21 protein-coding genes are annotated in these 22,565 nt (G+C 36.8%); all 21 read left to right on the top strand.

Annotation, left to right across the window (positions count from 1 at the left end):
* The first annotated feature begins 42 nt into the window (after positions 1-42).
* Positions 43-744: a YveK family protein gene (locus MCG46_RS10585; protein ID WP_240279976.1), complete on the top strand. Its 702-nt coding sequence runs from the start codon at positions 43-45 to the stop codon at positions 742-744.
* Complete coding sequence (locus MCG46_RS10580) at positions 744-1,499, top strand: CpsD/CapB family tyrosine-protein kinase (RefSeq protein WP_240279975.1); 756 nt, start codon at positions 744-746, stop codon at positions 1,497-1,499. Before MCG46_RS10585 ends, MCG46_RS10580 begins: the two co-directional genes overlap by 1 nt.
* Complete coding sequence (locus tag MCG46_RS10575) at positions 1,496-2,242, top strand: tyrosine-protein phosphatase (RefSeq protein ID WP_240279974.1); 747 nt, start codon at positions 1,496-1,498, stop codon at positions 2,240-2,242. The genes MCG46_RS10580 and MCG46_RS10575 overlap by 4 nt, the downstream gene beginning before the upstream one ends.
* A 41-nt stretch (positions 2,243-2,283) precedes the next feature.
* Positions 2,284-4,308 (top strand): nucleoside-diphosphate sugar epimerase/dehydratase, encoded by a 2,025-nt coding sequence (locus MCG46_RS10570; protein WP_240279973.1) that lies wholly within the window; start codon positions 2,284-2,286, stop codon positions 4,306-4,308.
* A 2-nt stretch (positions 4,309-4,310) separates the two neighbouring features.
* On the top strand, positions 4,311-5,558 hold the full coding sequence (locus MCG46_RS10565; RefSeq protein WP_240279972.1) for a DegT/DnrJ/EryC1/StrS family aminotransferase: 1,248 nt from the start codon (positions 4,311-4,313) through the stop codon (positions 5,556-5,558).
* An 11-nt stretch (positions 5,559-5,569) separates the two neighbouring features.
* Positions 5,570-6,211, top strand: a complete 642-nt coding sequence (locus MCG46_RS10560) for a sugar transferase (RefSeq protein ID WP_240279971.1) — start codon at positions 5,570-5,572, stop codon at positions 6,209-6,211.
* The gene (locus tag MCG46_RS10555; protein WP_240279970.1) at positions 6,204-6,812 is read left to right on the top strand and encodes an acetyltransferase; all 609 of its coding nucleotides are present in this window, start codon (positions 6,204-6,206) and stop codon (positions 6,810-6,812) included. Before MCG46_RS10560 ends, MCG46_RS10555 begins: the two co-directional genes overlap by 8 nt.
* A 225-nt stretch (positions 6,813-7,037) precedes the next feature.
* Entirely contained in the window at positions 7,038-7,355 is a 318-nt protein-coding gene (locus MCG46_RS10550; protein WP_240279969.1) for a hypothetical protein, read from the top strand.
* Between the two features lie 10 nt (positions 7,356-7,365).
* Positions 7,366-7,623: a hypothetical protein gene (locus MCG46_RS10545; RefSeq protein WP_240279968.1), complete on the top strand. Its 258-nt coding sequence runs from the start codon at positions 7,366-7,368 to the stop codon at positions 7,621-7,623.
* A gap of 204 nt (positions 7,624-7,827) precedes the next feature.
* A complete protein-coding gene (locus MCG46_RS10540) occupies positions 7,828-8,028 on the top strand; it encodes a hypothetical protein (RefSeq protein WP_240279967.1) in 201 nt (66 codons plus the stop codon).
* Positions 8,029-8,031: 3 nt separating this feature from the next.
* Positions 8,032-8,811, top strand: coding sequence for a thiolase C-terminal domain-containing protein (locus MCG46_RS19570; protein ID WP_240279966.1), 780 nt, complete (start codon positions 8,032-8,034; stop codon positions 8,809-8,811).
* Positions 8,812-10,107, top strand: a complete 1,296-nt coding sequence (locus MCG46_RS10530; RefSeq protein WP_240279965.1) for a glycosyltransferase family 4 protein — start codon at positions 8,812-8,814, stop codon at positions 10,105-10,107. It abuts the gene before it with no gap.
* Between the two features lie 36 nt (positions 10,108-10,143).
* The gene (locus MCG46_RS10525; protein ID WP_240279964.1) at positions 10,144-11,343 is read left to right on the top strand and encodes a glycosyltransferase; all 1,200 of its coding nucleotides are present in this window, start codon (positions 10,144-10,146) and stop codon (positions 11,341-11,343) included.
* Between the two features lie 38 nt (positions 11,344-11,381).
* On the top strand, positions 11,382-12,593 hold the full coding sequence (locus tag MCG46_RS10520) for a hypothetical protein (RefSeq protein ID WP_240279963.1): 1,212 nt from the start codon (positions 11,382-11,384) through the stop codon (positions 12,591-12,593).
* Positions 12,594-12,753: 160 nt separating this feature from the next.
* Positions 12,754-14,142: an O-antigen polymerase gene (locus MCG46_RS10515; protein WP_240279962.1), complete on the top strand. Its 1,389-nt coding sequence runs from the start codon at positions 12,754-12,756 to the stop codon at positions 14,140-14,142.
* Complete coding sequence (locus MCG46_RS10510; RefSeq protein WP_240279961.1) at positions 14,126-15,277, top strand: hypothetical protein; 1,152 nt, start codon at positions 14,126-14,128, stop codon at positions 15,275-15,277. Before MCG46_RS10515 ends, MCG46_RS10510 begins: the two co-directional genes overlap by 17 nt.
* A 10-nt stretch (positions 15,278-15,287) precedes the next feature.
* Entirely contained in the window at positions 15,288-15,863 is a 576-nt protein-coding gene (locus MCG46_RS10505) for an acyltransferase (protein ID WP_240279960.1), read from the top strand.
* Positions 15,848-17,113, top strand: a complete 1,266-nt coding sequence (locus MCG46_RS10500) for a lipopolysaccharide biosynthesis protein (protein WP_240279959.1) — start codon at positions 15,848-15,850, stop codon at positions 17,111-17,113. Before MCG46_RS10505 ends, MCG46_RS10500 begins: the two co-directional genes overlap by 16 nt.
* 14 nt (positions 17,114-17,127) lie before the next feature.
* Positions 17,128-19,260 carry a bi-domain-containing oxidoreductase gene (locus MCG46_RS10495; RefSeq protein ID WP_240279958.1) on the top strand — a complete coding sequence of 711 codons (2,133 nt, stop codon included), beginning with the start codon at positions 17,128-17,130 and terminating at the stop codon, positions 19,258-19,260.
* 46 nt (positions 19,261-19,306) lie between these two features.
* Positions 19,307-21,316, top strand: a complete 2,010-nt coding sequence (locus tag MCG46_RS10490) for a heparinase II/III domain-containing protein (RefSeq protein ID WP_240279957.1) — start codon at positions 19,307-19,309, stop codon at positions 21,314-21,316.
* A gap of 21 nt (positions 21,317-21,337) precedes the next feature.
* A complete protein-coding gene (locus MCG46_RS10485) occupies positions 21,338-22,561 on the top strand; it encodes a nucleotide sugar dehydrogenase (RefSeq protein ID WP_240279956.1) in 1,224 nt (407 codons plus the stop codon).
* The last annotated feature ends 4 nt before the right edge of the window (positions 22,562-22,565 follow it).

The raw sequence follows: 22,565 nt of genomic DNA, 5'->3' as shown, positions 1-22,565 counted from the left end.
TAGGATTCTTTATTATAGAGAAGAGAAAAAGGGAGATAGAAAATGTACGAAAACGACGAAATTGAAATTGATCTTTCACGAGTATTTGAAATTGTGAAGAAGCATTTCAAACCTTTTGCTTTGATCCTCTTGGCGACCTCGATTGTCGCCGCCTTAGTAACACTGTTTCTGATACCGAAGAAGTATACCGCAGAAGCAAAGTTGATTATTGTCCAGAAATCAAATCCAGACAGTCAACAGATCAGCTACAATGATCTTCAGACATCACAGAAGCTGGTCAATACCTACAGTGAAATCCTAAAAAGTGAAGCGATTAGTGATGAAGTTATTCAAAATCTGAAGTTAGATGATCTGGATACTGAAGGGTATCAGAAGATTGTTAAGATTAGTTCAGTGAAGGATACAGAAGTCATCACGGTTGCGGTTACTTCTAAAGATTCTAAAGAAGCTGCGACAATCGCGAATGAAGTTGTCCGTGTGTTCCAGGATAAAATCTATTCCATTATGAATATTGAAAATGTCACTGTTCTAAATTCCGCCAAAGTACCCGAGAAGAAATCCAGCCCGTCAAATATAACAAACACTCTTTTCGGATTTTTAATAGGTTGTGTTATCGATGGGTGTATTATTATGTATTTGTTGTTAAATGACAGAAACATTCGAACAGAAGAAGAAATGAAACAAATCTTTGATTATCCGATTATTGGTTTGATTCCAGATATGAATGCAGGGGGGACAGAGTAATGTTAAGAGTAGGAGATGAATTGATTACATTAACGGATCCAGATGCTCCTGCATCGGAAGCTTATCGTACCTTAAGAACCAATATCTTAATGCGCAATTTCGATAAGGATATGAAAGTAATTAATATTATATCCACAACGGCACAGGAGGGAAAAAGTACTTGTGTCTTAAACTTAGCGATGGTTTATGCCCAGCTTCAAAAGAAAGTTCTTGTGATTGACTTAGATTTAAGAATGCCTACGATCCATAAGAAACTAAAGCTAAAGAATAAAAAGGGAATTTCAGATATTATTGGCCATCAAGCAGAGTTTGAAGAGGTTGTATTACAGCCTTATGAACATGTGGATGTGATTACAGCGGGGACAAAGATTCCGTTTGCTTCGGAGTTCATTCAGTCGAATGCGTTAAAAGTATTTATTGATGAGCGAAGAGAAGAATATGATTTGATTTTGTTGGATTGCCCTCCAGTGGGTTTAGTCACCGATGGTGTGGTAGCGGCTAGTTATTGTGATGGAACAATTCTTGTCTGTGCTTCCAATCGAAATGACCGTAAGGAATTACTAAGAGTGAAGGATCAGTTAGAACAGACCCAAGTCAACGTCATTGGGATTGTCATGACCATGATGCCAGTTCAGAAAAAGTATTACAACAGCTATGGTTATCGTTACAGTGACAGTCAGAAGAAAGCTCCAAATAAAAAGAAACAAACGAATTTGCTAAGTTCATTGAATAAGAAAAGCGGCAAAAAGAAATGATTGACATTCATAGCCATTTAGTGCCAGGAGTGGATGATGGTAGTCAAAGCTTAGAAGAATCCTTAGCTTTATTAAAACAAGCTGAAGAAGATGGGATTACAGAGTTGATTACGACACCCCATTTCATGAAGAATGGCGAGTATCGGATTAAAGCCTCAGAATTAGTGAAACGCTTCAATGAACTAAAACAAGCTTACCAAGGTTCAATTAAGCTTCACTTAGGGAATGAACTCTATATTCATCCTGAGATGCCTGAATTATTGGAACAGGGAGACATCTTTACCTTAGCGGAATCTAAGGCAATTCTCATTGAGTTTCCATTCCACGATTATAAAGAGGAATATGATGAGATTCTGTATGAATTGTCATTGAAGTATCGAATTATCATCGCTCATCCTGAACGATATCACTATGTTCAAGAAGATCCTAATTTCTGCTTGCGATGGTTAAAAGAAGGCTATTTGCTTCAGTCGAATCAGAACAGTTTATTTAAGAAGGAAACAAAGAAGGTTTTGTTTTCCATGATTGAACATAGATTCATCAGTTTCATTGCCAGTGATGCCCACAATGAATATCGTCCTTTAATTTTAAAGGAAGCATATGACTTACTCGAAGAAGAGTTTGGATTGCGAGTTGCGAAACAATTGACAGAAGAGAATCCAAGGAAACTTCTAGGCAATGAAGAAATTCGAGTAGAATATCAAGAAATAGAGAAAAAGAAGAAACGATTTTTGTGGTTTTGACAAGAGTCGTTTTTTAGTTGGGGAAAAGGGGGAGAGAAAAAATGCAGGAAAGAAAGCGAAAGATTGAGCACTGGCATGTGATCTCTTTGTACCTGATTGTTTATGATGTTTTAGCTGTGAACTTAGCGTATCTGCTTGCCTTATGGTTTCGCTTTGATTGTCATTTTACAAGGATTCCTTCGATTTATTTGAATGCATGGATGCAATTCGTGCCCGTTTATACGATTGTATGCTTAATTATCTTTTTCAGTTTAAAGCTCTATCGCAGCTTATGGCGTTTCGCAGGATACAGTGAACTGTTAAGAGTTACAGCCGCGACGATAGTGGCCGGGATTCTTCATAGTTTAGGGATCATGACGTTTTTTCAGCCGATGCCAACGTCTTACTACTTATTTGGTATGATTATCCAATTCTGTTTAATCCTTGGAATTCGTTTCTCCTATCGGTTTATTTTATTAGAAAGAAGCCGCAGAGAGAAAATGGCTAAGAAGAGACAAGAAAAGAACATCCTATTGATTGGAGCTGGGGATGCAGGTCGTCTAATCTTACGAGATGTGCAGCGAACGGAATTTGATGTAGGAAAAGTCCAATGCATCATTGATGACAATCCGAATAAATGGGGTCGCTTCATTGATGGGATTCCGATTGTCGGAGGTCGGGATGATATCTTAGTCAATGTTGAGAAGTATGAAATCCAACAAATTCTAGTGGCTATACCGAGTGCCAAAGCAGAAGCAAAACGCGATATTCTAAACATTTGTAAAGAAACCGGTTGCGAGCTGAAGATGCTTCCGGGAATCTATCAGATGGTGAATGGGGATGTTGCTTTTTCTAAAATGAAAGAAGTGGCCGTGGAAGATCTCTTAGGAAGAGAACCCATTCAAGTCAATATGGATGAAATCTTTGAACACTTGAAAGGGAAAACGATCTTAGTCACTGGGGGTGGTGGATCCATTGGCAGTGAATTATGCCGACAGATTGCAGGACATCATCCTAAACAACTTATTCTTTTTGAAATTTATGAAAATAATGCTTATGACATTGAACAGGAATTGAAGCGGAAATACCCAGAGTTAAGCTTGGTTGTCTTAATAGGCTCTGTTCGGGACAGTCGAAGAATTGACAGTGTTTTTGAGATGTATAAACCGGATATTGTCTATCATGCGGCAGCGCATAAACATGTGCCATTGATGGAAGGAAGTCCGAATGAAGCGATTAAAAACAATGTCATTGGCACGTATAAGACAGCTTATGCGGCATTAAAGAATGGTTGTCAGCGATTTGTCCTTATTAGTACCGACAAAGCAGTGAATCCTACGAATATCATGGGGGCAAGTAAGAGGCTGTGTGAAATGGTGATTCAGAGTATGAATCAAATCAGTCAGACCGGAAGCTATCAGCTTCTTCCTCAGCTCTGGTCGCATACCTGGAATCCAATTCAAGAGATTCAAGAGGATAAGGTCAAAACGGAGTTTGTGGCAGTGCGATTTGGGAACGTGTTAGGAAGCAATGGATCAGTAATTCCTTTGTTTAAAAAGCAAATCGCAGAAGGTGGACCGGTGACAGTGACACATCCGGATATCATTCGATACTTCATGACAATCCCGGAAGCAGTCAGCTTGGTCTTACAAGCAGGAACTTATGCCAAGGGAGGGGAAATCTTTGTTTTAGACATGGGAGACCCCGTGAAGATTGATACCCTGGCTAGAAATCTGATTAAGCTGTCGGGTTATAAGCCGAATGTGGATATCCAGATTGAGTATACGGGATTAAGACCCGGTGAGAAATTATACGAAGAGAAACTAATGGCTGAAGAAGGGCTACAAACCACTCCGAATCAATTGATTCATATCGCAAAGCCCATTGCTTTTGATGTGGAACAGTTTATGAATCAAGTTGAAGTGTTATCAGAAGCCAGTTATACAAACAGCTCAACAATTAAGCAGCTGGTTTCTGAAATTATTCCAACCTATCATCCAAAGAAGAAGCAGGATGAGATTGAGATGAGAAAAGTAAAGAAGTTAACTGAGGAAAAAACCGTTGTGATGGCAGGGGGTGTCAAATAGAAATGGAACCATTCAAGGAAAAAGTATGGCTGTCTTCACCAACAATGCATGGAGAAGAATTAAAGTACATGCAGGAAGCGTATGAGAAAAATTGGATGTCGACAGTGGGAGAAAACATCAATGTCGTAGAACAGCTTGCTTGTGAGAAAGTGGGCTGTCGTTATGCGGTTGCTTTATCCGCGGGGACAGCGGCGTTGCATATGGCTGTAAAATTGGCAGGCGTTAAACCCGGAGAAAAAGTATTCTGCAGTGATTTGACCTTTGATGCGACTGTAAATCCCGTTGTGTATGAAGGCGGAGTTCCAGTCTTTATAGATACGGAATATGAGACATGGAATATGGATCCTGTCGCCTTAGAGAAAGCCTTTGAGATCTATCCTGAAGTAAGAGTTGTGGTTGTCGCACACTTATATGGAACACCAGGAAAAGTGAATGAAATCAAAGCGATTTGTGAGAAGCATAAAGCAATTATAATCGAAGATGCGGCAGAGTCTTTGGGAGCGACCTATCAAGGGATACAAACAGGAACCTTTGGAACGTATAACTGTATTTCCTTTAATGGAAACAAGATCATCACAGGCTCATCTGGAGGCATGTTACTTACAGATGATTTAGAAGCAGCGAACAAAGTCAGAAAATGGTCAACCCAATCCAGAGAGAATGCACTTTGGTATCAACATGAGGAATTAGGCTACAATTACCGGATGAGTAACGTCATTGCGGGAGTGGTAAGAGGACAATTCCCTTATTTGGAAGAACATATCGCTCAGAAGAAAGCAATCTACAAACGCTATGAAGAGGGATTAAAGGATCTGCCTGTAACCATGAATCCCTATGATGCCAAGAACAGTGAACCTAACTTCTGGTTAAGCTGTATGCTTATCAATCCAGAAGCGATGTGTAAACAAATGCGGGGAGAACAGGAAGCATTGTATGTGAGTGAACCTGGAAAGAGCTGTCCTACAGAAATTCTGGAAACCTTAGCGAAGTACAACGCAGAAGGAAGACCGATATGGAAGCCAATGCATATGCAGCCAATATATCGGATGAATGGCTTTATAACAAGAGAAGGAAATGGCAGGGCAAAGACGAATGCTTATATTCAGGGTGGAATGCTAGGGAAAGATGGTAAACCATTGGATGTTGGAATGGATATCTTTAATCGAGGATTATGCTTGCCGAGTGATAACAAGATGACAGTGGAGCAGCAGAATAAGATTATAGTAATGATCCATGCTTGTTTCGAGTAAGAAGGTTGATGATGTACGCAAAATATATGAAGAGACCTTTAGATTTTGTGTTATCACTCATGGCAATTCTTGTATTATCGCCAGGCTTTCTTGTTTTAACGATTCTTGGTGCGATTGCGATGCGAGGCAATCCTTTCTTTATACAACTTAGACCAGGTAAGAAGGGAAAAGATGGAAAAGAAAGAATCTTCAAATTAATCAAATTTCGTACGATGGACAATCGAAAAGATAAAGAAGGGAATCTACTCCCTGACGATATAAGACTGAATAAGTACGGAAGGATATTGAGAAGTACAAGCCTTGATGAGCTGCCGGAGCTGTTTAATATACTGAAAGGCGATATGAGTCTAATTGGACCACGACCACTCTTAGTCAAATACTTAGTTCGATATAGTGAAGAACAAAGAAAAAGACATGATGTACGACCAGGGTTAACAGGATATGCGCAGGCTTATGGTCGTAATTCTTTAACTTGGGAAGAAAAATTTGAAAAAGATGTCTACTATGTTAATCATATTTCTCTGTTGCTCGATATGAAAATAATTTTCAAGACGATATTTGTCGTGTTGAAACGAGAAGGAATTTCCTCTGAAGTCTCAGCAACAATGGAGGAATTTATGGGGAATGAAAGCGCGGTACAAGTCAATGTATAAACGACTTGTGATTATTGGTGGTGGGGGTCATGGAAAAGTGATAGCCGACATTGCCTTAAAGAGTGGATATAAAGATATTTGTTTTGTGGATGACAATGTCGGTGGTGATTGTATGGGTTATCCAATTATTGGGAAGAGTTGTAATTTGGAGCAACTCAACAATGGAGAAACTGATTTTGTGATTGCCATTGGAGATAATCAAATTCGCAAGAGAATAGCAGAGCAACATAAATTGAATTGGGTTACTCTTGTTCATCCATCTGCACAGATTGCTTATGGAGTACAGATTGGCATCGGTAGTGTTGTTATGGCAGGAGCGGTGATTAATCCTGAAGCTATGATTGGTCAACATTGCATCATTAATACTTGCGCTGTGATCGAACATGACAATCAGTTAGGGGACTACGTCCATGTATCTCCCAATGCTACACTAGGTGGAACAGTTCATGTTGGAAGTTGTACACACATAGGCATTGGTGCTACAGTACGAAATAATATATCAATAGGAGAGAATACCGTGATAGGCGCAGGGGCTGTTGTAGTCAAAGAAATTTCGGGGGGAGGGGTATATATCGGTATACCTGCTCACCTCAAAACATAAGAGAAAACAGGCTGTTTTTGCCACTGAAAGGTTGGTGGCATGAATTGCTTAAAGATTTAATTATTGTAGAGCAAGCAGCCTCGTTGAGCGAATCAATACCATGGAACAGATATGGAATCTCCTTGGATTTGTGGATGATAACCCGAAATCCAAGGCAAGAATGTTAATGGTTATGTAGTTCTTGGGACTAGCAATTGTGTTGAGAAATATCAAGATGCGTATTTTGTGTGCGCTATCGGATTTGCTAAAACGAGAAAAGCTGTCATCGAAAAATTAGGAAATGTAAAATTTGCAACTTTAATAGATCCTAGTGTTATTATCTCGAAAAATGTAACCATTGAGGAAGGTGCGATCATTTGTGGGGGTACGATTATTACGATCGATATCACCATCGGCAGGCATGTGCTTATCAACCTTGACTGCACTGTTGGTCATAAAGCAGTTCTACGTGACTTTGTAACACTTTATCCCAGTGTAAATATTGGCGGCATTACAGAAATTGGTGAATGTACTGAGATAGGAACTGGGACACAAATTATCTAGGGTAAAATTATTGGTAATCATTCTATTGTGGGAGCTGTCTGTAAAAGCCTTAAGTGTGGCAAACCGTCTGGTTGCTGCTGATTACACTATGCTGGAGATTTGTGTAAAACAACTTCACATCAATAATTACCCGGATGCTTTTCGCATTCTGATAGAAAACCGCGCTGCTGAAGCAGAACTGTGCTTACAGTTTCTCTTAAAGTATGTGATTTACTCTTTGGTGGCCACAGAGTATGTCGATATGATATCCACTCTGCCGATGATGTAATGGTAACAGGATTTAACTGGTGACCACCTTTGGCGATTGCGGATGCACTTGGTATAGTCACAGACTCAAGCAACTTGTCAGAGAATATTTGGATAAGTCAGTCCAGGACAACATTGATCTGGAAGCAGTGCTGGCCTCTGTTGTGCCGTCTAAGTATGACTATAGACCTTTCTTTAAGGCGAAAAGATAAGGAGGAGTATCGAGATGAATAAGACCTATATTCTGGATGGTGCTCAGACTGACTTTGAACGCAATTGGACCAAGGAAGGTAAAGGTGTTGTTGCTCTTTTGAAAGAAGCGATGACTGATGGCTTGCAGGACGCATGCCTTAGCTTTGAAGATATTATTGAATTAAACAAGGACAACAGAGTTGCCTGTTATGTTGGTAATTTTATTGCAGAGTAGTATGTGAATCAGGGACATCTTGGTTCACTTTTAACAGAGATTAATCCTGCATTTTATGGAATACCTTCCGCAAGATATGAAGCAGCTTGTGCATCTAGCTCTGTAGCACTAGATGCAGCGATTACGAAAACTAGCAAAGGAGATTATGATGTAGCTATTGTTGTGGATTGGGAACTATTGAAGACTGTAGAAAGCAAGACGGGTGACGATTTTCTTGGCTATGCTGCCTACTATGAAACGGAAGGCAAAGGCATTGACTTTCCTTTTCCAAAACTTTTTGGCAAGTTGGCCGATGAAATCATTAAAAAGTATGGCACAGATGAGAAACGCTTTATGGATGCGCTAGCGAAAATTTCTGTTATCAATTACAGCAATGGTAAACGAAATCCAAACGCTCAAACAAGAAAGTGGTTTATGGATCAAGATCAGGCGGAAAGTCGAGGTATGGATACCAATCCTCTCGTAGACGGAAGACTGGCTGTGTCAGACTGTTCACAGGTAACTGATGGTGCTACCGTTGTTGTGTTGGCATCCGAGAAGTACGTGAAGGAACATACTATCAAGAATGCATTTGATGGAACAAAGCCCATTAATCCTAGTGGTGGTTTGATTGGTTGTGGGTACCCTGTAGGTGCCAGTGGTGCAAGAATGTTCCTTGATTTATATAAGCAAGTTGCAGGTAAGGCTAAAGGTTATCAGTTGAAGAAAGCCAATAACGGTATGATGTTGAACATCGGAGGCAGTGCGACAACGAACTATGTGTTTATTGTGGGGAATGAATAAATGAATGTACTTTTTCTATCACTAATTGATTTTGAAACGTTTTATGAGAGAAATATCTATAGCGACCTGCTTCGTGAATTCATTAAGAATGGTCATAGCGTGAATTGTATTTCTCCTATTGAAAGAAGAAGAAATCAAAAAACGAGGTTACTTCGGTTTAGGAGTAGCACCAGTTTAGGGGTTGACTCTGCGTTAAAAAATAACTTTAATTCAAATGAAAACACAATACTGAAACTGAAAATTGGAAATACACAGAAGATCAATTTGATAGAAAAGGGTATTTCGACACTATGTATTGAATCGCTTTTTATTCGGGGAATCAAGATATATTATTCCGATATCAAGTTTGACTTAGTACTTTATGCCACGCCACCGATTACCTTCGCTAAGGTGATTCAATTCGTGAAGCAGCGTGATGGTGCTAAAAGCTACTTGATGCTTAAGGACATATTCCCTCAGAACTCTTTGGATTTGGGAATACTCACTAAAACAGGAGTTATGGGATTAATTTACAAATATTTTCGTGAAAAGGAGAAGCATTTATATACACTCTCAGATAAAATTGGCTGTATGTCACAGGGAAATATAGATTATGTGTTAAAGCACAACCCAGAGGTGTCGAAGGACAAAGTTAAGATTTGTCCCAACTGTGTTGAACCAATCGACATGAGAGTAAGTGTAGAAGAAAAAATAGAAATCCGTAGGAAATATGGTTTGCCTGTAGATAAGAAAATATTTATTTACGGTGGCAACCTTGGTAAACCACAAGATGTGCCATTTATCGTAGAATGTCTGAAGTCTTATGGGTATAAAGGCAATGTTGGTGAAGAACAGATTGGATTAAATAATGCTTACTTTGTAATAGCCGGTAGCGGAACAGATAGGCACTTCCTTGAGGAATATGTTGAAAATGATAAGCCGAACTATGTAAAGCTATTTAATTTTATTCCGAAAGCAGAATATGACAAGATGATCGCGTGCTGTGATGTAGGTCTGATCTTCCTTGATCATCGTTTTACAATTCCAAACTTTCCGAGTAGGTTGTTATCCTATATGCAAGCTGGACTTCCTGTTTTAGTATGTACGGATAAGAATACTGATATTGGACATGTAGTAGTTGGTGACGGGTTCGGCTGGTGGTGTGAGAGTGATGACGCGGATGGGTTTGCATTATTAGTGGCGAAAATATGTAATGCAACGTCACTAGACGATATGAGCAAAGCAGCATTTGATGTGTTGGTGAATGAGTTTAATGTAAGACATTCATACCGACAGATTATAGAATCTTTTGATTAGAACAAGATGTTTATGTAATTAGGAAAGGTATGAGATATGTCAAAAAGAGTCATATGGATAGGAACCTATGCAGATGATGACTATATGTCTGACCTAAAAGGGAATACATATATACAATTTGCTGCGAATCGTGTGCAGGGTTATTATCTTGAAGCATTAAAAAAAAACAAAGATATAGAATTGGATGTGTGGAGTGCACTAGTTACTTTGCCATATCCTAATTCAAAGTATTTAAAGTTGCCATACAGAGAGGTAATGCTTGATAATGGTACGATTGTTCGAAATGTTGGATTTTTAAATATAAAGTATTTTAGTATACTTTCCCAGACTAGATCCCTTAAAAATGCAATGAAAAAAAGGAATGAAAAATTGGACGGCGCTATTGTAATCGTATATTCAATGCGAAGTCCGTATTTGAAATTAGCGCACAAAATAAAAGAATGCTATAGAAATATAACAGTCATTAATATTGTTCCTGATTTGCCTGATTATATGTCATCTGAAAAATCATTAGTCCGTTCTATTCTTATGAGATATAACAAGTGGCTTCTAAAAAGAGAGCAACGGTATGTCGATGGATTTGTACTCTATGCAAAAGCAATGGCAGAGGAATTAAATATTACTAAAGAAGGATATATTGTATTAGAGGGATTGATAGATGGACAGATAAAGCCGCTACAGAACAGACAATCAGGGAGGGCAAAGGTTTGTTTGTATGCTGGTGGAGTATATGTGGCGTATGGTGTGCAATCATTGGTTGAAGGTTTTATATTAGCTGGAATTCCCAACGTAGAGTTGCATATATATGGTCACGGTAGTTATGTAGAAGAATTGAAAAGAATATCCGAACAGCATCCTGAAGTTAAATATCAAGGATGTGTGGAGCCAGAAGAGGTATATCAGAAAATGCAGTCAGCGGATTTGCTAATTAATCCTCGTTCACCACTAGAGACTTTTACAAAGTATTCTTGTCCTTCAAAAGTTTTTGAATATATGCTTTCTGGAACACCTGTTGCTATGACGAAACTGGAAGGCATACCAGACGAATATTTTAATTATGTATATACAATTAACGGAGAATCAAAAGAGGACATAGCAGTTTCATTAAAACGTGTTTTTGAGGAGCCTGAAGAGTCTCGATTGAAAAAAGGGATTAGAGCACGAGAATTTCTGCTAAAAAATAAAACTTCGGATATTCAGGTGCGTAAGTTATTGGATTTTGTTGAAAAATTATAGATATATAGCAATTACGTATATCAAGGAAGGGGTATTAAATGAAAATACTTTTTATAACTTTCAGCGATATTGGCGTGTGTAGTTCGAGTAACATCAGAAATGTCTCTTTAATCAAGGGATTCTTGGATCAAGGTGATGAGGTTGATATTATAACATACAAGTCGTCAAATAAAGCGTTGCTATTGGATAATAGCTTTTCACTAATTATTGATCAATGCAATGTTATCCCACTTCGTGGGTATGTAACATCAGAAGCTATATCATCGTATTTACTTACTTCAAATAAACTTGGCAAATGGAAAGATAAGTTATATTCTCATCTGAGAAATGTGTATTATTCATTTGAAACTATAGACAATTTGAGAAAACTTGCATGCTCTATAGACATAGAAGGGTTAAAACTTAGAAAATATGATTTGATGATTTCATCGTCAAATCCGTATTCTGTTCATATACTTGCAGAGAGAATTAAAAAAAAGTACTTTGGATATCCGATAAAATGGATTCAATATTGGGGAGATCCGTTATTTCTTGACACATTAACACATCACCCTATTTTACCGTTCAGAATCAAAAAAGCTGAGGAAAAGTTGATGAAGAATTGTGACAAGGTTGTTTATACAAATGAAGTTGTTTTAAATATGCAAAAGAAGGTTTTTCCTAAAATTGCGCATAAGATGACGTATATCGAGACACCATATGCTTTTGCGATTCCGAAAAAGGATGAACGAATATATCAGGTTGGGTATTTTGGAGGGTATTCTACTTCTGTACGCGATATCTTGCCATTATATTCTGTATTAAAGAGGAGTAATTATCAATCAATCATTATTGGCAATGGGGATGTAAAGATAGAAAGTCAAAATAACTTAAATGTTATGGCAAGAGCATCCGTCGATATCGTAAGTGATATTGAAAGCAAAACAAGGATACTTGTATGTATATGTAATAAGTTATCAAAGCGTGGGAATGAAACGGGTCAAATTCCAGGAAAGATATATCATTATGGTTCATCAACTCATGAAATACTTGTAATTGGAGCGACTCCAATGGTTAAGCAGTTTTTGTCTTCATACAATAGATTTGTCTTCGTTGACAACAATGAGGACGATATAGAAAGAACAATTCAAAATATGTTAAATAAACCAGAATGCAGGCATGAATCCTTAACTGAAACATTACCAAATTATGTAGCAAAAAAATTTACAGAGGGTTATGTTGAAATAAATAAGGAATTGATGGATGGTTAATAATTATATGTATATACAGTAACAATACGATCTAAATTACTTACTTCATTGTAATTGTGAGGAGTACTAATCTTTCTCCATGGTTTGTCAAATGATTGTTCTAGTAAAAGCAAACTGTTTTTCTACTGTTGGTGTTTTGCGCGGAAAGGAACTGGCATATATGAAAAAAAGATTAAATATTGATACTGCAGAGAAAATAGATCATTATCATTTAGCGTTTTGGTTTGTCATGCTTAGAATCTTATTAGATCTAGCTTATTGTATTGTAATTACAGAGGGATATAAAATTTTTGGATTTACGTATGATCCGGATATAGTCAAATACGTATTATCATATATTGCCAGCTTTGCCATCACATTTATGGCAACATCGTTTGTGACACTTAAGAGGCCGTCTTCGATTATGTTAATAGTCTTATGGAGTATGGCATATCTGCCTAATATGGTAGCATTTTGCAATATGAATTTGCCGTATACGTATTTCTTTTATACCAATGCATTTTGGATAAGCATGTTTTTGTTTTACCGCGTAGTTATTATTCGTATATCAATTAAGAGCCCATTGCAAGATAAAATATGCTTGAAGTCATCGCTGATTTTTATTCTTTTCAGTTTGATATGTATAGGATATTCGATATATTATCATGGAGGAATTGATTTAACACTTGATTTTTCTGAGGTATATAATCTTAGAATGGCAAGTAGAGAAAATGGAATAGCCAAAGTGTTTGAAAGTTTTTTACCATTAGCTGTAAATATTATTTTACCAATTGGTATCATTAAATCGATAAAAAGCAGAAAGTATTTGATTTTTTTAATTTGTGTTCTAGGTATTGTTTTTTCTTTCTCAATAACAGGGACAAAAACATGGATTTTTATTGCCGTGTTATCAATGTTAGGAGCAACATTCATTAAGAGAGATAGTGATATTAGAAAGTATCCTATGTTATTATGTGGGATTATACTGTTTGGAATAATTAGTTTTTCAATTAATATGAAATTTTTTGGTGAAATTTCGCACTTTTTAAACACTTATGTAACAAAGAGAGTCTTCTTTGATCAGAGTAGAAATAATTTCTTTTGGATGGATTTTTTTGAACAAAACCCAAAGCTTTACCTAATGCAGTCAATTCTGGCACCTTTACGTAAAATAGGGGTATCGGTGCCTTATGATATCGATGTGGGTCGTTTGATTGGAAGTTTATACTATAATGAAAGCCAAACAAACGCAGCATCTGGCACAATTGCTGATGCATATGCAAATTTCGGGGCACTTGGAGTCTTTATTATGCCATTTGTATACTCTTTGTTTTTCAGTCTCGTTGATAAGCTGGTTTACAAAGTCCCGATAGTATACATTATTCCATTGACTTTGACTTTCGCAGAATATGCCCTGAATGGTTCAATTTTTTCTACAATATTTACTTACGGTTGCCTTATGGGAGCAATTATTATTTGGCTATTAAATAAAGGCGATTATTTTGATAATCAATCTTTGATTGATTGTTCTGTACAGAAAAGGAGATATATATATGCAAGGAAGGGTTAATGTTTCTGTGTTAAAATGGTGCTTTCGAGACGTTAAGGCGCTTAAAAACCAGAGTCTTAATTTAGAGATTTCTACTAATTCAATCTCGAATTGTTATGGTAAAGCTTTTTCGATAGGAGTGGGCTTTGTTAGCAATACATACAAAAATACTTCTTTCCACAACGGGGATTTTGTTGCAGTCTGTGATGTATCAGGAAAAAAGCAAGAGAGCAATATACTGACCACCGACAATCTTTTGGTGAAAATTGAGAAAGATCTCATTGCCAATGACACTTTACTTGAGTTGTATGTTCAACTGCTTCCCATTGTATCGGCATTCCGAAGATGTAATGTAAGACTGGGAGACCGAATTGGATTGTTGGGAGAAAAAATTAGCAAGGATATAGTTCACATACTGGAAGATGGATATGGGTGTTCTATTAACTTTGCTAACATGAATAATAAAGAAGAATATGATTATTATATTTTTCTTGGAGATACGATAAGCATACAGCAAAATCTTGCATATGATATTATCACAAAAGTAGTTGAAAGTGATACACGAGTTTTTTTCGCTAATCATATAGGAGATGATGAAACTTTTGGGATAGACAGTAAAGAGCAAAAATATCCCATAGGTTATGCAAACAATACTGTCTCATCAAATATGCGTATAGCACTTACGCTCACATTAAAATGGTGGCAGTTATTTAACCAAAGGTTGTCAGAAAATGATGTGTATAAACCTCAAAATCTTACTGTTATTAAGACGGGTATGGCGCTAGACGTTATAACAAAGCTGCAGATTTGTGGCTCACAAAACTTTATTATTCCAAAAAGTGAAGAAATTGCTACATTCTTAAAATCAAAGCAATCTGCAATATTATTTCAGCTAACACTTCAATGTAAAAGTGCTTCCGAAGTAGCTGTGAATGATATTGCTTATTCAATAGAACGATGTTCAAATGAACATCTGATTAAGTTATATGAGCACAGAAATTCAGATGATGTGATGATTTATCATTATTGCACTAAAGAAGGTTCAATAATTTGTATTAATATTATTGGTGGATTCAAGGAAACATCAATGCGTATAGAAATTCATATGGACAATCGCACAATGTTAATTGAAAAAGATATAGTGTCGATTTATTGAGGGAATAGCCATGATAATAGGACGTATAATTAACAATTTAAGACGAGCGTATTACACGAAAAAGTTTGCAAAGTGCTCTGCAGATTTGCGATTTAGTCCAGAGAATTCAATATTAACTTATCCAACGATAATTGTTGGTAAAAATGTCTTTATAAATGCACATGCTTACATGAGTGGTGATATCGTAATCGGAGATGATGTCCTAATCGGACCAAATTGCTTTTTCACAAGCACAGATCATGAGTATGTTAACGTAGGTCAATTCATTAATTCTCAAGAAAGACGCGCGTCTAAGCCAATAACTATTGATAATGATGTCTGGATAGGATCGCATGTTTCATTGATGCCGGGTGTCCATATACATGAAGGGGTCGTTATTGGTGCTGATTCTATGGTACTGCAGTCTATTCCTCCCTATTGCGTATGTATTGGAAAACCTTGCCGTCCGATAAAGATTAGATATAGTGATGCAGAATTGAGACAGCACTATAAAATATTAGGTAAATCCGTTGATGAAGCAGATAAAGTAATTAAGCTGCGTAAATTAATGTTACTCGAGATGGGGAAGGGGTGTTTGCTACATTGACTATAAAAATAGTAACCTGGATGAAGAATAATCAATTATTTCGTGAAAGTGGTAGTTTTTTTCTTTCCGAAGGCGTTGGTCTCTTCTTTGCTATGCTCATTTTAGTTTTTCGAGGACGTTTTCTTTCTGCAGATGACTTAGGTATGATTGATTATGTTACTTCTATTGTGGCATTTACATCTGCGTTTTTTTTATTGGGAATTGATAATACTGGTGCTAGATTAATTATTAATGAAAAGAACGAGCTTGAAAAAAAACAGCTTGCAGGTATGACAATGCTTTTAGCAGTTGTTCTAATGGTAGTATATGTAATATTCATGGCAGTTTTTACTATGACGGTTCCGTTATGGGGGCGTGCAGATTCTGTTTCATATATATATATAATCTTACCCTTTGCAGGATATAGTATTCTCTTATTATGTTATAAACAGTTGTGTTTTGCGTTGGGAGATATTAGACAGGCATCAATACAGCTATTTATTAGTTATGTTCTATATTTTGTTGTGTTACTTGTATTGAGATTTACTAATCTTCTTAATCTTTATAGTGCCTTGGTTTTCTCATTTGGGATAAATTTGGCAACTATTGTAATACCGATGTATGTAAAGTATGGTTGTTTCATAAAGTGGAATAAGTCCTCATGGCTCAGTATCAAAAAAGAACAGCACGAACGTGGATGGAAAATTTATTTTTCACGAGTAGTGTTTAGCTCTGCCAGTAATCTCGATACACTTATACTCGGTGTATTTAACCCGCTTAGTACTGTAGCATATTTTTCAATTGCAAAATATTGTTCCATGGTTATTTCTATGGTCGGCAATAGTGTTTCTCAGAGCATGTATCGCAAATATGCTGAAGTCAATGAAATTAGCAAAAAACTTATTAAATCGATTGTTTTGCTCACAGTTATCCTGGCCGGTGTTATATTTTGTATTACTTATATCGTTGTACTTATTATGGGTAGTGAATATTTTGAAGTTATGCGCATATTGCCAATAGCCATAATATCTCAATCAATTGCTAGTATAAATGCGATATATAACTCATTCATGAATGCTAAGGGCATGGCTAATGAATTACGTGTTTTAGCATTCATAGGTGTAGCAGGACGCTTGGTCTTCGATTTTGCATTAATAATACCATTTGGAGCACTGGGTGGGTTATGCGCAGATTTGCTAGTAAATATATTTGTTTTTACTATGCGTGTATATTATTGCAGACGATATAAAAATAAGCAGAAGTTGTTATAGATGGAGATGATAAAATGAAACAGGCGGTATTAAGCAAAGGAACTGTAGTTGCCCAAGAGGTTCCATATACTCATTTGTATGGTAAAGGGGTTATTGTACAAGTCGAATATTCCTGTATATCGACAGGAACAGAAATGTCTACAGTTAAGAGCTCTGGGAAAAACATTTTTCAGATGGCGAAGGAACGCCCTCAGCAGGTCAAAGAAGGTATTCGTCTAATTAGAAGTAGGGGATTATCCGTTTTTATAAATAAATATAAAAATTCAACGGGTGCTAATTTTGGAGCGCAAATGGGATACAGTGCCTCTGGGGTGGTTATCGAAGTTGGAGAGGGAGCCGAGGAATTTTACATTGGTCAAAGAGTTGCAATTGCTGGAACAGGTTATGCCAATCATGCAGCATATGATTATGTGCCGAAAAATCTTGCTGTAGCAATACCCGAAGAGGTAGGGACTATGGAAGCATCTACTGTTGCAGTCGGAAGCATTGCTATGCAAGGTGTGCAAATTCTTAAACCACTTACTGGAGAAACCATTGTGGTTATGGGTTTGGGACTTATCGGTCAAATTGCTGTACAGATTTTGAAAGCATGTGGCTGTAATGTTATAGGAATTGATATTGATAAATCGCGCATTGAAAGCACAAGGAAACAATATGGGATTCATGCTATAAACAATAAAAATGCTATAAATGAAGTGCTTATTGCAACAGATGGACGCGGAGCAGATGCAGTTCTTTTCACCGCAGCTACGAATTCGAGCAAGCCAATGTCAGAGTGCTTTAATATGTTAAGAAAAAAAGGTCGCTTTGTATTGCTCGGTGTGAGTGGAATGGAGATCCAAAGGACTGATATTTACAATAAAGAAATAGAGTTTAGAATTGCCTGTTCCTACGGTCCAGGTAGATATGATTCTGATTACGAAGAGCTAGGTATGGAATATCCACAAAGTGTTGTAAAATGGACTGAAAATAGAAATATGCAGCTATATTTACAAATGATTAAGCAAGGTAAAATTAAGTTAGAATCTATGATAGGAAGAGTGTTTGAGGTTGAGCGTGTTACGGATGCATATAGAGAATTGCAGACAAACCATCAATCTCCATTAGTGTTTTTGTCGTACCATAATACTCATAAAGTGAATAAAGATGATATTAGTGATTGTATCTTCTATCAGAAAAAACAAACAAAGCATTCTAGTGCATTGACATGCGCGATCGTTGGTGCCGGTAGCTTTGTAAAGGAAATGCATTTACCCAATATGATGAAACACCCAGATCAGTTTTATATTAAAGCAATTATGAGTAGAACAGGATACTCGGCGGCTTCGACAGCAGCACTGTGCGGAGCAGAGTATGCTACTACAGATTATCAAAAGATACTATCAGATCCAGACATCGACATGGTAATGATCACTTCAAGGCATAATCTACACGCTGACATGGCTATTCAGGCATTGCAAGCTGGAAAACATGTATTTGTTGAAAAGCCAGCTGCAATAAATGAAGAAGAATTAAATCGATTGATGGAAGCTATTCGAAACAGCGGAAAAGGATATTTAGTTGGCTTTAATCGGCGCTTTTCATCATACATCAAAGAAATACGCAGAGCAATCCGATCTGTCGATAAACCTGTTTTATTGGAGTATACAATGAATGCGGGCTATATTCCTCTTTCATCATGGGTACATACGTCTGAAGGTGGGGGTAGAATCATTGGAGAAGGTTGTCATATTATTGACCTACTTGGCTATTTGGCTGGATCACAAATAAAAGATATCTCAATAAACCACTTGAAACCATTCAATGGGTACTATTCTTCTGCTGACAATGTTACAGTAAGCATTAATTACGAAAACGATGTATCATCTATAATGAATTATATTGCGATAGGATCTAAACAATATCCAAAAGAAACATTGAATGTGTATTTTGATGGGAAAGAAATACATATGCAAGATTATACATCGTTGTGGGCATCCGGAATTTATGTAAAAAAAATTAATTCAATAGAGCCATCAAAGGGGCAAGAAGAGGAGTTAACTGCTTTTTACAAAGCAATTAAAGATGGTTCACTGTATCCTATACCTCTCGAAGAAATTGAACAAACTACGAGAGCAACGATTGCTGTGACAAATTCTAAAGATTAACTATGATTCATTATTATGATCATAGTAGAAAGGAAATAAATATTTAGTGAAGATAGCACAGAAACTAATTAGAATATATAAAAACAGAAAATTTATTCCTGGATATATAATGTTTTATCTGCATCGATATACTCACAAATTAATGTACCAAGTAAAATCCATTAATTCACGTACTATGTATTCAACTGAAAGTGACCGTATCGCAAGGAAACTAAATATTGAGAGGAAAGAAGCAGGAGCTTACATTAAAGCTAATAGTGTATGCTCTTTGCTTACTACAGATATCGAAAAAGCTATTGCGTATCTACGAAAAAGCAAAAGATTTAATGATACGTTAAAAAATGCAGCAGATGCAGCTTTAAATCATAAGTTTCTGTTATTGAATACCTATGCTGATGAGCTTTATGACGATATTGGAAATGGAGTGAAATGGTACACTGATTATGAATCTGGTTATACTTTCGGGAAATTCCATTATTCAGATTCACACTATACACACAAACCAACAGGAGTGGAAATAAAGAATGTTTGGGAGTTATCAAGAATGCAATATCTTTTTGCACCAGCATTATATTACAAAATCCACGGTGATGAACGATATGCGATATTTGTGAAAGAAACTATTCTTAATTGGATGGATAATAATGACTGGGAAACTGGTCCAAATTGGCATCCATCTATGGAAACTGGTATAAGAATTGCGAACATTCTTTTATCTTATCAGTTGATTTTAAATAGTTCTGTTGCTGATACGGAGTTCTGTGCCTGTGTTGCTTCGTGTGCCTCTTTACATCAAAAATTTATTATGCAAAATGTAGAAAATATTGGTGGTGTGACATCAAATCATTATCTAGGCGGACTTGTCGGGCTTGCTGTAATAGCTACAACTTTTCCATTTCTACCAGGAGAAAAATCCTTTCTTGCAAATGTATACAAATCCTTTGAAAAAGAAATCCGGCGGCAGATTTTAGAGGATGGCACTGGGTTTGAGGGTTCATCACAATACTTGCAATTTGTTGGTGAAATGTTTTGTGTGCCTATGATCCTTCGCAGAAACACTGATGGAACACAATTTTCTTCAGAATATCAGAACCGTCTTTTTACTGCGTTGAACTATATCAGAGCTTTGCATCTTCCAGACAATACGTGGTGTCAAATTGGTGATAATGATAGCGGACATATTTTCCGGCTTTCGCAAACTAAATCGCCGGATGCTTCATATTTTATTAGGATGGCAGAAACAATTCTTGGTCAAGCAAGTACAATGGATACAATTCCAAGCGAATTAGTGATATTTTGTGAAAATGTAACTGACAGAATGCAGTCAGAAATATCTGATAATATTTACTTCTTTGATAAGGGTTACAATAGCACATTTAGGTCTCATTTGTTTTATCTAAACTTTGCGGCTCCTGATCCATTTCTGTATGGTATGAACAGTCATACTCATAACGACAAATTGTCATTTATACTATGTTATCTAGATAAACCGTTCATAATTGATCCAGGAACAGGCAGTTATACTGGAAATACTGTTGTGAGGAATAGATTGAGATCAATAGAATCGCATTCTACAGTTCAAATTAATCATCTTGAACAGAACGATTTTTTTATGGGCAACAGTATGTTTGCTAGTATCCGCAAAGTATATATAAAAGAATGGGGTAAGAAACAAGAAAACAATATATGTAAATTTTCTGGATCAATCGAGTATGCTGACGTGTTATCAAAATATATACATGACAGAGAAATAGAGATCGACAATAATCATGTTGAAATAGATGACACCATTACAGGTGATAATATCGTTAGTGTTATTTCGAGACTTGTTCTTCATCCTGATGTAAATGTTTATATATCAGATGACTCAATTTTCATGAATAATTCTGACGTTTGCTTACGTGTAGAAACCAATGGTATCGCACGAGTTACAGAGGGATTATATTCAATGGATTATGGTAAGTGGGAAACAACAAATATTATCGAAATAGAACACTTAGTACAAAATTCACATTGTGTTTTATGCAAAACAATAATTTATCCTAATATGAACTAATAAGAAGGGAGACAAACATAAATGATTAATGTAATTGGACTCGGTTATATCGGACTTCCCACAGCCCTTATGATGGCTTCCCATGGTGTTGAGGTAGTCGGAACAGATTATAGTAAAGAGTTGATTGATACACTCAATGCAGGTCATACTACTTTCAAGGAAGATGGTCTTGATGAACTGTTTGTTAAAGCGATGGATGCTGGCATCAAATTTACTACTGAGTATCAGAAGACGGATACATACATTGTTTCCGTTCCTACTCCGTATGATAAATTTTCCAAAAAGGTCGATGCTTGTTTTGTTGTATCAGCTGTAAAAGCTATTATGAAAGTGTGTCCTGAAGGTGCGACTGTGGTTATTGAATCAACAGTATCTCCCGGAACAATTGATAAATTCGTTCGCCCAGTAATAGAGGCTGAAGGTTTTGTAATTGGAAAGGACATAAATCTTGCTCATGCTCCAGAGCGTATCATTCCTGGCAACATGATCTTTGAACTACTTCACAATAATCGTACTATCGGTGCAGATAATAAATCTATTGGTGAGAAGATTAAGGAATTGTATGCTTCTTTCTGTCAGGGTGATATTGTGGTGACGGATATTCGCACAGCAGAAATGAGTAAGGTTGTGGAGAACACTTTTCGTGCAGTCAACATCGCTTTTGCAAATGAGCTTGCGAAAATTTGCCGACATGACAACATGGATGTGTATGAGATTATTAAAATCTGTAATATGCATCCTCGTGTAAATATCCTTCAGCCCGGTCCGGGTGTAGGTGGTCACTGCATCTCTGTTGATCCTTGGTTCCTTGTTGGCGACTATCCAAGTCTTGCAAAGGTCATTGATGAGTCCATGAAGACCAATGACAGTATGCCAGACTTCGTGTTGAACCGTATATATGAAATCATGAAGGAGCAAGATCTGACTGATCTTACCCGTGTAGGCTTGTATGGTCTTACCTACAAAGAGAACGTCGATGACATGCGTGAGTCACCCACTCTTCAGATGCTGGAATCCATGGAGCGGCATCTTTGTGGCAACCTTGTGAAGGTCTATGATCCATTCATTGAGAGAAATGAAGTGCCGAATCAGATACATGATTTAGATGAATTCTTGAATGCTGTCGATCTAGTTGTTCTGCTTGTTGCTCATGATGAGATTAAACAGAATATGTATAAACTTGCTGGTAAGGTAATTTTTGATACAAGGCATATTTGCAATATTGAAGGCACATATGGTCTATAATTAG

The organism is Holdemania massiliensis, from assembly GCF_022440805.1.
In the GTDB taxonomy this organism is placed as follows: domain Bacteria; phylum Bacillota_I; class Bacilli_A; order Erysipelotrichales; family Erysipelotrichaceae; genus Holdemania; species Holdemania massiliensis_A.
Note: the sequence above shows the minus strand (reverse complement) of the source record. Positions and strands in the feature narration are given on the sequence as shown.